This window comes from Glutamicibacter sp. JC586 (assembly GCF_009805585.1).
GTDB lineage: Bacteria > Actinomycetota > Actinomycetes > Actinomycetales > Micrococcaceae > Glutamicibacter.
Genome location: NZ_VHIN01000010.1, coordinates 21,981 through 35,459 on the forward strand (window position 1 = coordinate 21,981; position 13,479 = coordinate 35,459).

Annotated in this window: 11 protein-coding genes, 4 tRNA genes and 1 riboswitch; of the genes, 6 read left to right on the forward strand and 9 right to left on the reverse strand. The window is 54.3% G+C overall.

Translation table 11 applies throughout. The annotated features are described in order from the left end of the window. Positions 1 to 205 precede the first annotated feature (205 nt). Positions 206 to 955 carry a GTP pyrophosphokinase family protein gene (locus FJV47_RS08060; RefSeq protein ID WP_159611846.1) on the forward strand — a complete coding sequence of 250 codons (750 nt, stop codon included), beginning with the start codon at positions 206 to 208 and terminating at the stop codon, positions 953 to 955. A 145-nt stretch (positions 956 to 1,100) separates the two neighbouring features. On the opposite strand, the gene FJV47_RS08065 is transcribed toward FJV47_RS08060, so the two are convergent. Both FJV47_RS08065 and FJV47_RS08070 read right to left on the reverse strand, forming a co-directional pair. After that, positions 1,101 to 1,174: transfer RNA gene (locus FJV47_RS08065), tRNA-Met, on the reverse strand. Between the two features lie 47 nt (positions 1,175 to 1,221). Further along, a tRNA-Thr gene (locus FJV47_RS08070) sits at positions 1,222 to 1,293 on the reverse strand. A gap of 532 nt (positions 1,294 to 1,825) precedes the next feature. On the opposite strand from FJV47_RS08070, the gene FJV47_RS08075 reads away from it, so the two are divergent. Further along, a tRNA-Thr gene (locus FJV47_RS08075) sits at positions 1,826 to 1,897 on the forward strand. Positions 1,898 to 2,025: 128 nt separating this feature from the next. Beyond that, positions 2,026 to 2,135: riboswitch (TPP riboswitch) on the forward strand. Then, positions 2,131 to 3,873, forward strand: a complete 1,743-nt coding sequence (gene thiC / locus FJV47_RS08080) for a phosphomethylpyrimidine synthase ThiC (protein ID WP_159611847.1) — start codon at positions 2,131 to 2,133, stop codon at positions 3,871 to 3,873. Its footprint overlaps the riboswitch before it by 5 nt. 110 nt (positions 3,874 to 3,983) lie before the next feature. Here thiC and FJV47_RS08085 read toward each other — a convergent pair whose 3' ends face one another. Next, positions 3,984 to 5,891 carry a DEAD/DEAH box helicase gene (locus FJV47_RS08085; protein WP_159613078.1) on the reverse strand — a complete coding sequence of 636 codons (1,908 nt, stop codon included), beginning with the start codon at positions 5,889 to 5,891 and terminating at the stop codon, positions 3,984 to 3,986. A gap of 304 nt (positions 5,892 to 6,195) precedes the next feature. On the opposite strand from FJV47_RS08085, the gene FJV47_RS08090 reads away from it, so the two are divergent. Further along, a complete protein-coding gene (locus FJV47_RS08090; RefSeq protein ID WP_159611848.1) occupies positions 6,196 to 6,615 on the forward strand; it encodes a hypothetical protein in 420 nt (139 codons plus the stop codon). Between the two features lie 82 nt (positions 6,616 to 6,697). Here the strand turns inward: FJV47_RS08090 and FJV47_RS08095 are convergent, their stop codons facing one another. Together FJV47_RS08095 and FJV47_RS08100 are read right to left on the reverse strand one after the other, a co-directional pair. Continuing rightward, positions 6,698 to 7,855, reverse strand: a complete 1,158-nt coding sequence (locus FJV47_RS08095; RefSeq protein WP_159611849.1) for a cystathionine gamma-synthase — start codon at positions 7,853 to 7,855, stop codon at positions 6,698 to 6,700. Positions 7,856 to 7,880: 25 nt separating this feature from the next. Beyond that, a complete protein-coding gene (locus FJV47_RS08100) occupies positions 7,881 to 9,245 on the reverse strand; it encodes a cystathionine beta-synthase (protein ID WP_159611850.1) in 1,365 nt (454 codons plus the stop codon). Between the two features lie 138 nt (positions 9,246 to 9,383). Here FJV47_RS08100 and FJV47_RS08105 point away from each other — a divergent pair, with 138 nt between their 5' ends. Further along, complete coding sequence (locus tag FJV47_RS08105; RefSeq protein WP_159611851.1) at positions 9,384 to 10,346, forward strand: DNA-3-methyladenine glycosylase; 963 nt, start codon at positions 9,384 to 9,386, stop codon at positions 10,344 to 10,346. A gap of 22 nt (positions 10,347 to 10,368) precedes the next feature. On the opposite strand, the gene trxA is transcribed toward FJV47_RS08105, so the two are convergent. Further along, positions 10,369 to 10,743: a thioredoxin gene (gene trxA, locus FJV47_RS08110; protein ID WP_159611852.1), complete on the reverse strand. Its 375-nt coding sequence runs from the start codon at positions 10,741 to 10,743 to the stop codon at positions 10,369 to 10,371. Between the two features lie 134 nt (positions 10,744 to 10,877). Then, positions 10,878 to 10,959 (reverse strand) — tRNA-Tyr (locus tag FJV47_RS08115). A 181-nt stretch (positions 10,960 to 11,140) separates the two neighbouring features. Between FJV47_RS08115 and FJV47_RS08120 the strand changes: the two genes are divergently transcribed. Beyond that, positions 11,141 to 11,629, forward strand: a complete 489-nt coding sequence (locus FJV47_RS08120) for a YajQ family cyclic di-GMP-binding protein (protein WP_159611853.1) — start codon at positions 11,141 to 11,143, stop codon at positions 11,627 to 11,629. Between the two features lie 149 nt (positions 11,630 to 11,778). Here FJV47_RS08120 and FJV47_RS08125 read toward each other — a convergent pair whose 3' ends face one another. Continuing rightward, complete coding sequence (locus FJV47_RS08125) at positions 11,779 to 12,183, reverse strand: hypothetical protein (RefSeq protein WP_159611854.1); 405 nt, start codon at positions 12,181 to 12,183, stop codon at positions 11,779 to 11,781. 219 nt (positions 12,184 to 12,402) lie between these two features. After that, entirely contained in the window at positions 12,403 to 13,281 is an 879-nt protein-coding gene (htpX, locus tag FJV47_RS08130; RefSeq protein ID WP_159611855.1) for a zinc metalloprotease HtpX, read from the reverse strand. Positions 13,282 to 13,479: the final 198 nt, after the last annotated feature.

Genomic DNA, 13,479 nt, shown 5'->3' on the forward strand with positions numbered 1-13,479 from the left:
GCCTCAACACCCGATAGATTCTCGAAGTCTTCTTGCCAAATTCTTAGGCGACTGCCCTAACCTTTAAGTTGAGAGTGCTCATGTCTTGAGGCATAGCCACAACCTGTAGAGGTGATTTAGGATTTCTACGCCATTCCAAGAAGACCGGCAAGATGTTGTTCCGCTGCCGTCGATTCCCAACGTTGGCCCGGCCGAACTGCAAGAAATGACTCAGGCGTTTCGCCTACAGTTCCAGCGGTTCATGATGGAGTACCAATTTGCAGTTGACGAAGTCCTCACAAAGGTTTCCATCTTGCGCGAAGAGTTTCTGTATCTGCACAAGTACAACCCCATAGAGCACATTACTTCTCGGGTGAAAACTCCCGAGAGCATTATGCGCAAAGTGAGCCAGAGAAAGATTCATCCTTCACTGACAGCCATCAGAGAAAACATTAGCGACATCGCAGGTGTTCGAATCACTTGCAGTTTCGTGAAGGACATCTATAAAGTTCTCAATACTTTGACCGCGCAGAACGACATCCGCGTTATTCAAATCAAGGATTACATCAAGAATCCGAAACCGAGCGGCTACAAGAGTGTTCACGCAATAGTTGAGATCCCAGTGTTCCTCTCTGACGGTCCAGTGAACGTCATTGTTGAACTACAGATCCGCACCATCGCCCAAGACTTCTGGGCCAGCTTGGAACACAAAATTTTCTACAAGTACGAGGGTGAAGTCCCAGCTCATCTAGCCACCGAATTAGCTGAAGCCGCTGCAGTCGCCACGAAGCTCGACATGCAGATGCAAAGACTACATACCGAAGTCCACGGCCACGACGCAAACAACGACCAGCCCGATGACCATGAGATGGATTCAGACATCATCCAAGGACTGCTCATGCTGGCCAAGGAAGCTTCGTCTTTGGGGGAACAATATCCCAAGGATGCGATAGATCCACAGGACCAGGCTCAGTAATCGCCTGAGTAGGCAATAGGCCGTCCGACGGACAGCATCACTAGTGCTGACTTCGGGCGGTCTTCAGCTTTCTACCGCTTCAGACTTTAACTCTCCAGAACATGAAAAAGCCCCGAAATCCATAAGGATTTCGGGGCTAAATCTGTAGCGGCGCCGGGACTCGATCCCGGGACCTCACGATTATGAGTCGTGCGCTCTAACCAGCTGAGCTACGCCGCCACAAGTGAGAAGCAATCCAGTAGAAGCCAAGACGACTTCTCACTCAGAGCCCCCTGCCGGAATCGATCCGGCGACCTCGTTCTTACCAAGAACGCGCTCTACCACTGAGCTAAGGGGGCAACGAGTAAATACTCTACACGGATTCTGGCTCAAACAAAAATTCACTAGTTGCCTTAGCTGACCGGGCAATTTCAAAGCATCTTCCCAAGTCAGACGCAAGTATCAAACAATTTTCGGGCGGGGTGGGACGACGACTGGGACAAAATTGCCTAGGTGACGCTACTCACGGAACGAAATTCTGCGGTCAGAGAGGATTTTTTTGAACACTCTGCATGGCGGTATCTAAAACGAATAAGTCCACATGGCCATTGAGGGACGCGCCAACGAGAAGCGTGCAACGCTTCGCCTCAGCCACGACCACCCGAAGGCTTCACAAGCCAATCTCGATTCCACCGCACCATGTCATGCACCTCGGCCATTGGGAAGAAGAATCATTGATTTTCGATGCACCCAGCAGGGAAATATCGCTGGCGTTTCAGCACTTCCTGGAATCTATGCTTTCCCGTCTTGAGTAGGAGGCTTGTGACCTCAGATACAAACTGATTCTCGATTTTGCAATCACCAAAAACCTGTGTAGAGTATTTACTCGTTGCCCCCTTAGCTCAGTGGTAGAGCGCGTTCTTGGTAAGAACGAGGTCGCCGGATCGATTCCGGCAGGGGGCTCGAAATAAGAGAGACAATCTGACATCAGATTGTCTCTCTTTTCGTTTAGCTGAACACTTCCTGATCCGGACATGTCGTCAATTTTTAGCGTTCATTCTCTCTGGCAGATTTTTTCATGCTAGTGTCGTCTGCGACCACACGGGAGCCCCATGGCATGGGCTGAGATCGGACTGCAGCTGTCCGCGACCGTTGAACCTGTCCGGGTAATGCCGGCGAAGGAAGTGAGTTTCTTAATGGAACAATTTGAACAGCACCCTGCCCACAGCCTCGCTTTGCGCGAATCAGATGGGATATCAGTTCCCGTCACGCAAATCGAACTTGCGGAGTCCCCCAATGGCCAGCCCAATGAACCGCTACAGGTGTATCGCACCAGCGGACCAGGAAGCGAACCCACACAAGGACTCCAACCATTTCGGGAAGCTTGGATTTTAGAGCGTGAAGATGTTCAGGTCTATCAAGGCCGCGAACGAAATCTGCACGATGACGGCCGGTCGGCGGTCCGCCGAGGCACGGCCAGTGAAGAGTGGGCTGGACGTTCTGCTCCGCCCTTGCGGGCCGTAGACGGTGCCAGAGTAACCCAAATGCATTACGCCCGGGCTGGTGTGATTACCCCAGAAATGAAGTACGTTGCCCTCAGGGAGGAATGCGACGTAGAACTGGTGCGCAGTGAACTTGCAGCGGGACGAGCCATCATCCCCTCCAACATCAATCACCCCGAATCCGAGCCGATGATCATCGGAAAAGCATTTCTCGTGAAGATTAACGCCAACATAGGCAACTCGGCAGTGACAAGTTCCATCGCTGAGGAAGTCTCCAAACTCCAGTGGGCTACTAAATGGGGCGCCGATACCGTGATGGATCTGTCCACCGGGGATGACATCCACACCACACGTGAATGGATCCTTCGTAACTCCCCTGTACCTATCGGTACCGTTCCGATCTACCAGGCTCTGGAAAAAGTCAACGGCGAAGCCAACGAGCTAACCTGGGAAATTTTCCGAGACACCGTAATTGAACAGTGCGAGCAAGGCGTGGACTATATGACCATTCACGCGGGCGTTCTCTTGCGCTATGTTCCGTTGACAGCCAACCGTGTGACCGGGATTGTTTCTCGCGGTGGCTCAATTATGGCCGGCTGGTGCTTGGCTCATCACCAAGAGAATTTCTTGTACACGCACTTTGATGAGCTCTGTGAAATCTTTGCACAGTACGACGTAGCGTTTTCGCTGGGCGACGGCCTACGCCCCGGTTCCATCGCTGATGCCAACGACGCAGCGCAGTTCGCTGAGTTGGATACCCTGGCGGAACTGACAAAACGGGCTTGGGCCTTTGACGTTCAGGTCATGGTTGAGGGGCCGGGTCATATTCCGTTCCATAAGGTCCGTGAAAATGTTGAACGCCAGCAAGAGCTCTGCGATGGTGCCCCGTTCTACACATTGGGCCCATTGGTCACCGATATCGCACCGGGCTACGACCACATCACCAGTGCCATCGGGGCTACCGAAATTGCTCGCTATGGCACCGCCATGCTGTGCTATGTTACGCCTAAAGAACACCTCGGGCTACCCAACCGTGACGATGTAAAAACTGGTGTAATCACCTACAAGATTGCAGCGCATGCTGCGGATCTTGCCAAAGGGCATCCTGGAGCCAGCGCCCGTGATGATGCGCTAAGCAAGGCACGCTTTGAGTTCCGCTGGAATGATCAGTTCTCGCTGAGCTTGGATCCGGTCACGGCCCAAGAATTCCACGATGAAACTTTGCCTGCTGAGCCGGCCAAGACCGCACACTTCTGTTCGATGTGTGGGCCAAAATTCTGCTCGATGCGCATCTCCCAAGATATCCGTGACGAGTACGGCTCAGCCGAAGCTCAAGCCGCTCTGGCGGGCATGGCGGCCAAGAGCCAAGAGTTCCTTGAGAGCGGCGGAAAAGTTTATCTCGGTGACGAGATTCCGGTAGGCAGCACCGCCTCGTAAGGTTCTTCGCGGCTGTAGATCGTCCAGATATGTATAACGCCCCTGGCCAAGCCTTTCGGCTTGCCCAGGGGCGTTATACGTTGTTAGCTAGTTAGCTCAAGCGCAATGACTTAGTAGTCGCGACGTCCACCGCTACGACCCGAATCACCGAAACGATCCTTGCCTCCACGGCCACCGAAGCGCTTCTCGCCGCCACCGCGACGGTCGTTGAATCCGCCACCGCGTCCGCCGCGGAATCCACCGCGGTCCCCGCCACGGCCACCACGGAATCCACCGCGGTCACCATCGTCATCATTGCGTGGCTTACGGCCGGAGTCCAGCTCCATGCTGATCAGCTCGCCACCGATACGGGTCTTGGACAGCGCACGCCACTGGTCCTTGCTCAGCTCTGCTGGCAACTCAACCAGGGTGTGATCCGAACGGATCTCAATGCCACCGATTTCTGAGGAGTTGAAGCCACCTTCGTTAGCCAAAGCGCCAACGATCGAGCCTGGCTGCACGCGGTTGCGGCGGCCGATGGCCAGACGGTACATGGCGTTGCCTTCAGCAGCAGTCTTGCGCTGACGTGGGCCACGCTCACCGCGGTCGCCGCCGCGTTCGTTGCGGTCGCCACGTTCCATGCGGGCCTTCTTAGAAGGAGGAATCACTGGTTCGGTCATCAGCAGTGGGCGACCGCCCTGAGCCATCAAAGCCAGTGCAGCTGCGATTTCCAGCTGGTCCAGGTCTTCGTGCTCAGCTGCGAACTTCTCAACGATTTCGCGGAAGGTGCTTAGGTCCTGACCGCTGATGGTCTGATCGATGCGATCGGTGAACTTCTGGATACGACGGTTGTTGACCGAATCCAAGGAAGGAAGCTGCATCTGGGTCACCGGCTGGCGGGTAGCCTTTTCGATGGCACGCAGCAAGTACTTCTCGCGTGGGGTCATGAACAAGATCGCGTCACCGGAACGACCGGCACGGCCGGTACGGCCAATGCGGTGAACGTAGGACTCCGTGTCGTGAGGGATGTCGAAGTTGATGACGTGGCTGATGCGCTCAACATCCAAACCACGAGCTGCAACGTCGGTAGCAACCAGGATGTCGATCTTGCCCGAACGCAGGTTCTCCACGGTGCGCTCACGCTGCTGCTGTGGGATGTCACCGTTAATTGCTGCCGCGGTGAAGCCACGAGCCTTCAGCTTGTCAGCCAGGTCCTCGGTAGCCATCTTGGTACGAACGAAGGCGATCACGCCATCGAAGGACTCGGATTCGAGGATGCGGGTCATGGCGTCAAGCTTGTGAGCTCCCATAACCTGCAGGTAACGCTGGGTGATGTTGGTGCCGGTGGACTGCTTGGACTTAACCGAAATTTCCTGTGGATCGCGCAGGTATTCCGAAGCGATGCGGCGGATGGTGCGTGGCATGGTGGCCGAGAACAGGGCAACCTGCTTCTCTGCTGGGGTTGCTTCCAAGATCTTGTCGACCTCTTCGGCGAAGCCCATGCGCAGCATTTCGTCGGCCTCATCCAGTACAACGTACTGAAGGTTGGACAGGTCCAGAGAACCCTTGTTGATGTGGTCGATAACACGACCTGGGGTACCAACAACAACCTGTGCACCACGGCGCAGGCCGTTGAGCTGTGGGCCGTATGGCGAGCCACCGTACACTGGCAAAACGGTGAAGTTTGGCAGGTACTTTGCGTAAGAAGTGAAAGCCTCAGCTACCTGAAGTGCCAGCTCGCGGGTTGGAGCAAGAACTAGGATCTGTGGGGTCTTGGCTGGACCATTGGTGTCAGCCAGTTCTGCCATGCGGGACAGGGCAGGAAGTGCGAAAGCTGCGGTCTTACCGGTACCGGTCTGAGCCAGACCAACTACGTCGCGGCCTTCGAGAAGAAGTGGGATGGTTGCTGCCTGAATTGGTGATGGCTTTTCGTAGCCAAGGTCAGCGAGGGATGCAAGCACACGGGCATCCAGACCAAGTTCGGAGAAAAGAACCGTTGGTTCTTCTGGGGTCTGGTTGTCGTCGGTGTTTACGGGCATGTCAGAAGACACGAAGAATTACCTCATTCGTTGGGGATGGGCCTTGGCCGTCCCCAAAGAAACGACGTATAGGCTACACAGTCAGATACAAGTCACGCTCATCAAGCGCTCCCCTATGACATAAGAAACCGCACACACTTTGCGGAAATACAACACGAGAAGGCTCTAGCCTCAAATATTGGGCTGGATGCAAGGGATACCCTGATGTTCGCGAACACTTAACACTAACGTGTCGGCCCAGTAATTGTCAGTGCCCAGAGCGTGTGAGATCGGGCACCGCGAGCAACCGCGTAGTGTTAATAGTGTGAAAATTCCCTTTTTGCCATCTCGTCCAGATGAGCCTGTACCCAGCGGATTGTTCATTGCGCAGACGCTGTGGTTAGTGGCCGGAGTGCTGTTTTTAGGCTTTGGCGGATTCCTCATTTATGAGCAAACCGATGGCGTTTCGGTGCAGTTCGGGGCCATCGCCCTGGCCATATTTTTTGCTGCCGCCGGCTGTGCCTGCGGGGTGCTGGGCTATCGCCTATTCACCGGGCAACGGGCAGCTAGGGCCAATTTGACTTGGCTCGGGGTGATCACCGCGGTCCCACTACTGATGCGTTTTGGTCGCTACTCACTTTTAGCTGCCATCATCATGTTTTGTGTGGCGCTCATGTGGCTGCCCAGCAGCAACCACTACTTCAAGATCGTCTCCCCTAAGCCGCCCAAACGGCGCCGGCGTTAGAGCACAAATACCAAAGCCAGGTACGACAAAGGGCGTGCGGTGACCTACCAAAGTAGAGCACCGCACGCCCTTTGCGCACGTTTTAGAGCTGGCTAAACGCCTTCTCAAGGTCATCAATCAGATCCGCTGGATCTTCAATGCCTACCGACAGGCGCAGCAGGTTCACTGGAACTGCCAATTCAGTCCCCTTCACCGAAGCGTGGGTCATTTCAGACGGGTAGTTCATCAATGATTCAATACCACCCAAGGACTCAGCCAAGGTAAACAGCTTGGTGCTCTCGGCAATCTTGCGTGCTGCCGCTTCACCACCGGTGAACTGTACCGACACCATGCCGCCGAAGTCGCTCATCTGCTTCTTAGCAATCTCGTGGCCCGGGTGATCTTCAAACCCTGGGTACAGGACCCGCTCAACTTCGCTGCGCTCACGAAGCCATTGGGCCACCTGCGCCGCGTTTTCGCTGTGCGCACGCATACGAACGCCCAAGGTCTTGAGACCACGGGTAGTCAGGAAGGCATCCATTGGGCCAGAAACTGCACCAACGGCAAACTGGATAAACCCGATCTTCTCGGCCAGCGCAGCGTCCTTGACGATAACCGCACCGCCCACAACGTCGGAGTGACCACCGATGTACTTGGTGGTTGAGTGAACCACAATGTCAGCGCCCAAGGTCAGTGGCTGCTGAAGGAAGGGGCTGGCGAAGGTGTTATCGACAACCAACAGTGCGCCGGCTGCGTGAGCAATGTCCGCAACCTTAGCAATGTCGGTTATGGTCATCATTGGGTTCGATGGGGTCTCGACCCAGACCAGCTTGGCCTTGTTCTTTTCAATTGCCGCAGCCAAGTCAGCCTCGTTGCTCATGTCTACCGGAGTATTACCAATGCCCCAGTCACCGAGCACACGGTCGATCAAACGAAACGTTCCACCATAGGCGTCGTTACCAAGAACAATGTGGTCCCCCGGGCGCAGAATGGCACGAATCAAGGAGTCTTCGGCAGCTAAGCCGGAACCGAAAGAGAACGCATGGGTGCCGAACTCGGCGCCAGCAAGCTGAGCCTGCAGTGCATCACGAGTGGGGTTGCCGCCACGGCCGTATTCGTAGCCGTTGCGCAAGTTACCAATGCCGTCCTGCGCATAGGTGGTCGAGAAATGCAGTGGTGGAACTACCGCACCGGTGTTCGGCTCAAATTCCTGACCCACGTGGACGAAGCGAGTGTTTGATCCTTGAGTATTTTCAGTCATCGATATCAGTCCTTTGGTGAATTCTTTAGCGAGTTGTGTAGGCCAACAGGTCTGCTGCGGTGGCGCCGGCGATGACCTCGCCACCCTTGGTCAGCAGCACTGCGGGATGTCTTTTGAGTAGTTCTTGGGCGTTCTCCAGGGTGTCAGCGACCCCGATGAGCGGCTTGGGCAGATCGCCAAGATCCTTGATGGTGCTCGTTGCTTCTGCGCCGCCGAGTAATGCGTCGGTAATGCTGCTGGCACCAATCACTCCGCGTACTTCGCCAATGCGTGCTGGCAACGCTGAGGTTGCCACAACCAGTGCGTCGGCACCGTTTTCACGTAAAGCTTTTGCTGCTTCTAACAACGTCGCGTTCTCGTCGATTATTTCCGTGCCTTGCTTTGAGAGCGCTGAGCCGATGAAGTCAAGAGCCGAGTATTCGTCGGTAGTGAATCCCTGTTCCAGCATCCAGCTGTCGTTGAAGATCTTGGCCAAGTAGCCACGACCACCATCGGGAGCGATCACTACAACAACATCGTCTTCGCTCAGCTCACGGGCTGTACGCAGGGCAGCGACCACGGCCATGCCCGAGGAACCGCCAAGTAGCAGTCCTTCTTCTTTCGCTAGGCGACGGGTCATTTCAAATGATTCAGCATCGCTGACCGCCTCAACCACGTCGGGTACCGAAGGGTCATAGTTTCCGGGCCACATGTCTTCGCCAACGCCCTCAACGAAGTAGGGACGTCCGGTACCACCGGAGTAGACCGAGCCGTCGGGGTCGGCAGCAATAATTTTCACTGGTCCCGAAGCGCGGTCTGCGGAGATCTGCTTGAGGTAGCGTCCGGTGCCGGTAATGGTTCCTCCGGTGCCGGCGCTGATGACCGCGTGGGTTACTTTGCCGTCGGTGTCGTTCCAGATCTCTGGTCCGGTGGATTCGAAGTGACTGTCCGGTGCACCAGGGTTGGAGAACTGGTCAGGCTTGTAGGCGCCGTCAATTTCGGTGACTAAACGATCAGAGACACCGTAATAGGACTCTGGAGAATCGGGAGCGACAGCGGTAGGAGTGACCACCACTTCGGCACCATAGGCACGAAGCACATCACGCTTTTCTTCGCCCACCTTATCCGGAGTAACGAAGATGGTCTTGTAGCCCTTGAGCTGGCCGACCATTGCAAGGCCTACGCCGGTATTGCCGCTGGTTGGCTCCACGATGGTGCCTCCGGGCTTGAGCTGGCCACACTGTTCAGCGCGTTCGACCATCTTCAACGCAATGCGGTCTTTGATGGATCCGCCTGGATTCAGGTATTCGAGTTTGACCAATACGGTGGCTTTGATTCCGTCGGTAACGCTGTTGAGCTTTACAAGTGGCGTATTACCGATCAGATCAAGAACAGTGGAAGCATACTTCATGTCAAGAACTTTACCGGCGGTTGTCACACTTGTCCTTGCCGATCGTAGTGAAACGTCATGCAGTAGACGTGATGTTTCTATCAGTGCTAGAGCAAATCCTGAAAACACTTTTCAGGTTCCGGTTATAGGATGCGTAATATGCAGAAATCTTGGAGCGCAAGCTTCACCCCCGAGGGTCCAGTATCGCTGACCAAGTCCTTGGGCATTCTGCGTCGCGGCATCTCAGACCCGACGATTCGGCTCTCAGAGAGCGAAGCGTGGTTGGCCTTTGCCACTGAACTTGGCCCGGCAACCCTACATATTTCTAAACCACTGCGCCAAGGTACCGCTACCTTCGAAGCCTGGGGGCCAGGTGCTCCATGGGCTATCGATTCAGCACCGAATCTTTTGGGCGCCTCGGATGACTGGAGCGAATTTGATGAAGCTATTAGTGCCGGATTCTATCCAGAAATAGTTGCCAGGACCCGTGCCGAGCATCCAGATCTTGTGTTTCCAAAAACCGGAAGAATCTTTGAACACGCGATAGGTGCCATCCTTGAGCAACGTGTCACTGGCATAGAAGCCAACCATGCATGGCGTTGGCTCATTCACCACTTCGGTCAGCCCGCCCCTGGTCCAGCACCGGAGGGACTGAAGATTTTTCCTTCCCCGCAAGATCTGGCACAGATGCAGCGCTGGGACTGGCAGCAGGCACGGGTGGAAGGACAACGAGCCACGACCATCAGAAAATTTGTGTCGGTAGCTCGTGCAGTTAACTGGTGGGCAGATCAGCCGCTGGGTCAGGCAAAGCCATCAGCCAAAGCGCCGGGGACTTTGGAAGCGGCATTAGGCTCCGTCCCAGGCATTGGCCCGTGGACCATCGCAGAGATACTCCAGCGCTCCCACGGTTCTTCAGACCATATTTCGGTGGGCGACTTTCACTTGGCCCACTTTGTTGGTCAGGTTCTGACCGGCAAGCGAATTACTGATCAGCAAATGTTGGAGCTTTTAGCTCCCTACGCACCGCATCGACAGCGAATCGTGCGGCTATTATTGCTCTCCGGTGAACGCAAACAAAGCTTCGGGCCACGTTATGCCCCGTTGGATCACCGCCAGAGGTAAGGCCCGAAACTTGACGGCGGTTTTAGGAGTCGGCCTGGGCTGCTTCTTCAGCGATCTGCTTATGCACTTCACTCATGTCGATGCCTTTAACTGCCGTGACGAGATCTTCGAGCTGTGGCTGGTTCAAAGCACCGGCCTGCGAGAAGACTAGTACCTGTTCACGGAAAGCCATGATGGTTGGAATCGACGTCACGTTCGCTGCACGTGCAAGACCCTGTTCAGCTTCGGTGTCCACTTTGGCAAAAACAACGTCAGTGAACTTATCTGAGGTCTGATCATAAACAGGCGCAAACTGCTTGCACGGTCCGCACCAGTCTGCCCAGAAATCCACGAGGACGATATCGTTGTCTTCAATCACCTGTGCGAAGTCATCTTCGCTCACATTTCTAGTAGCCATGCCTATACGGTATCCGAACTTTAGGTGAAATACGTAGAAAAGTGATCTTGATTGAGTCCGGGAATAGATCCACATCACGGTGAAAACTTGCGGAGATGCAAAAAACTCCCGGATCAAAGATCCGGGAGTTTTTGTGGCAGATACTGGATTCGAACCAGTGAAGGCGTTGCCAGCTGATTTACAGTCAGCCCCCTTTGGCCACTCGGGTAATCTGCCGAGATGGTTCGTTGAAGAACGTTTGTTCTTGTCGGAACGAGAAATAACTCTACAGGAGATTTTCGATGATGTGAAATCGAGGAGCCCCTTTTGCCTGTAAGCCTGATCACAGCCCGAATTTGAGGCCTAAAACGGGTAGGCTATGAAACGAATAAGACCCGTTATAGCTAGGAGTATTCACATGGCTAGTGATTCCACATTCGACGTCGTCAGCAAAGTTGATAGCCAGGAAGTCGCTAACGCGATGAACCAGGCGCAGAAAGAAATTGCCCAGCGCTACGACTTCAAGGGTGTTGGCGCTGAAGTTGATTTCAGCGGCGAGAAGATCCTAATGAAGGCAAACTCAGAAGAACGCGTCAACGCGGTACTTGATGTTTTCCAGTCCAAGTTGGTCAAGCGCGGCATCTCGCTGAAGTCCTTGGATTCCGGAGAGCCTTTTGCCTCCGGTAAGGAATACCGCATTGAGTCCAGCATCAAGGAAGGCATCGCACAAGATGTCGCCAAGAAGATCAACAAGCTCATCCGCGATGAGGCTCCTAAGGGCGTAAAGTCCACCATTCAGGGTGACGAGCTTCGCGTTTCTTCAAAGTCGCGTGATGATCTACAGACCACCATGGCACTGTTGCGTGACTTCGAAGAAGCAGACCTCCAGTTCGTGAACTTCCGCTAGGTCTCTAGCGGCTGCTTATAGCTGGTAATTCAATGGAGACGGTCTACCACCTTTTGGTGGAAGGCCGTCTCCATAGTTGTATTCAACGAACTTATTCGCTATCGGGGCCTTTGACTTTAGCTTCATCTGGATCTCTCGTTGCGTAGTACCTACTCTCGTGACTTTTTGCGGGCACGGCGCTTGATTTCCTCGACATCGTCAGCAAAGTGTTCTTTGGTCATCGCTCGAAATTCATTGAACTTCTCATGCTCTTCTTCTGGTGTTGGCCCCGGGACCCAGGTCTTGAGAAACAGCATCTCGGTGACATTGCAGACCAAAAGAACACCGGTAATGAGTATCGTGTCGCTCAGCGATTGAGTTACGAGATAGGAAACAACGAAACTGATGATCGCAACCACTACGAGTGGAGCAGTGGCGTAAACCCATCCACCTGGGTTGGACCGATTTCTTCTGACCACGATAGGTCGTTCGACTAAGACGGCTGATATCTCCGCAATAAGGAACGCTACTAGCAGGGTGAGCATCAGCTGATCCAGTGGCCGCTGGTTACTCATGAATTCTCTGACACCCCAAAGGAGCAACGCTGCGAGCCCAAATTTGAAGATACCTGTGGTCAAGCGACCAATGATGGAATGATGCAGGCCCGGGAATTGCGCTTTAGATCGAGAGATATTCTTCCTCCCCACTACGTTGAAAGATGCATCTGTTAACGTCAAAGGCTATCTCTCAGAAAACTTGAGAGATAGCCTTTATTCGATTTGTTCAGTGGGTTCCTAGTACTGGCGGCCACCAGCCATAGCCTCTAGGCGAGCGATACGCTGATCCATTGGAGGATGGGTAGAGAACATCTGCTTCAAACGCGAGCCGAATGGGTTCGCAATCATCAAGTGCGAGCTGTTGACCAGCTTCTGGTCATTGGCAGCTAACGGCGCTTGGGAGATGCCCGACTCAAGCTTGCGCAACGCACTAGCCAGCGCCAGCGGATCATTGGTCAGCTTTGCCCCGTCCTCATCCGCATCGTATTCACGGGTACGGCTCACTGCCATCTGAATCACCGATGCAGCCAATGGCGCTAGGAGCGACAAAGCGATCAGGGCAATCGGGTTCACGTTACGGTTCTCATTGCTGCCGCCACCACCGAAGAACATCAAGAACTGGGCGATAGAGGTAATCACACCGCCGATGGCACCTGCAACCGAGGACGTGAGGATATCTCGGTTGTAAACGTGCATCAGTTCATGACCCAAAACACCGCGCAGCTCACGCTCATCGAGTAGCTGCAGGATTCCCTCGGTGCAGCATACCGCCGAGTTCTGCGGGTTACGCCCGGTCGCAAAAGCGTTCGGTGAGGAGGTTGGCGAGATGTACAGTCGCGGCATTGGCTGTTGAGCGTTCATCGACAACTCGCGCACGATCCGGTACATCATCGGATTTTCAGCTTCACTCACTGGATAAGCATGCATTGAGCGCAGGGCAAGCTTGTCACTGTTCCAGTAACCATAAGCAGTAGTTCCCACACCGATTAGGGCGAAGACCCAGATGAACATGGACCGTCCGGTCCCCACCGAAATGAGCGAACCGATAGCCAGCAGCAGGGCAAACATTCCACCGAGCAACAGGGCTGTTTTCAGTCCGTTATTGTGTCCATGCACCGTGACGCACTCCTTGAAAGTGACTCAGAGAAATTTTCTTATTTCTAGTCTAGTCAACGTTTCAGACGGTGACTTCGTTCCAGTTCAGGCAGTTTATTGCACTGGTGTGACTGATCCAACGTGAACAACAACCCAGAGTTCGCTCAGCGGGGAATACTCAGAGTTGCTGAACGTTGTACCTTGATAGTTGCAAGGTGC

Coding starts and splice junctions, on each gene's coding strand:
- FJV47_RS08060 (WP_159611846.1), top strand. CDS start 206: ATGACTCAGGCGTTTCGCCTACAGTTCCAGCGGTTCATGATGGAGTAC.
- FJV47_RS08095 (WP_159611849.1), bottom strand. CDS start 7,855: ATGACTGAAAATACTCAAGGATCAAACACTCGCTTCGTCCACGTGGGT.
- thiC (WP_159611847.1), top strand. CDS start 2,131: ATGGAACAATTTGAACAGCACCCTGCCCACAGCCTCGCTTTGCGCGAA.
- FJV47_RS08125 (WP_159611854.1), bottom strand. CDS start 12,183: ATGAGTAACCAGCGGCCACTGGATCAGCTGATGCTCACCCTGCTAGTA.
- FJV47_RS08105 (WP_159611851.1), top strand. CDS start 9,384: ATGCAGAAATCTTGGAGCGCAAGCTTCACCCCCGAGGGTCCAGTATCG.
- FJV47_RS08085 (WP_159613078.1), bottom strand. CDS start 5,891: ATGCCCGTAAACACCGACGACAACCAGACCCCAGAAGAACCAACGGTT.
- trxA (WP_159611852.1), bottom strand. CDS start 10,743: ATGGCTACTAGAAATGTGAGCGAAGATGACTTCGCACAGGTGATTGAA.
- FJV47_RS08100 (WP_159611850.1), bottom strand. CDS start 9,245: ATGAAGTATGCTTCCACTGTTCTTGATCTGATCGGTAATACGCCACTT.
- FJV47_RS08120 (WP_159611853.1), top strand. CDS start 11,141: ATGGCTAGTGATTCCACATTCGACGTCGTCAGCAAAGTTGATAGCCAG.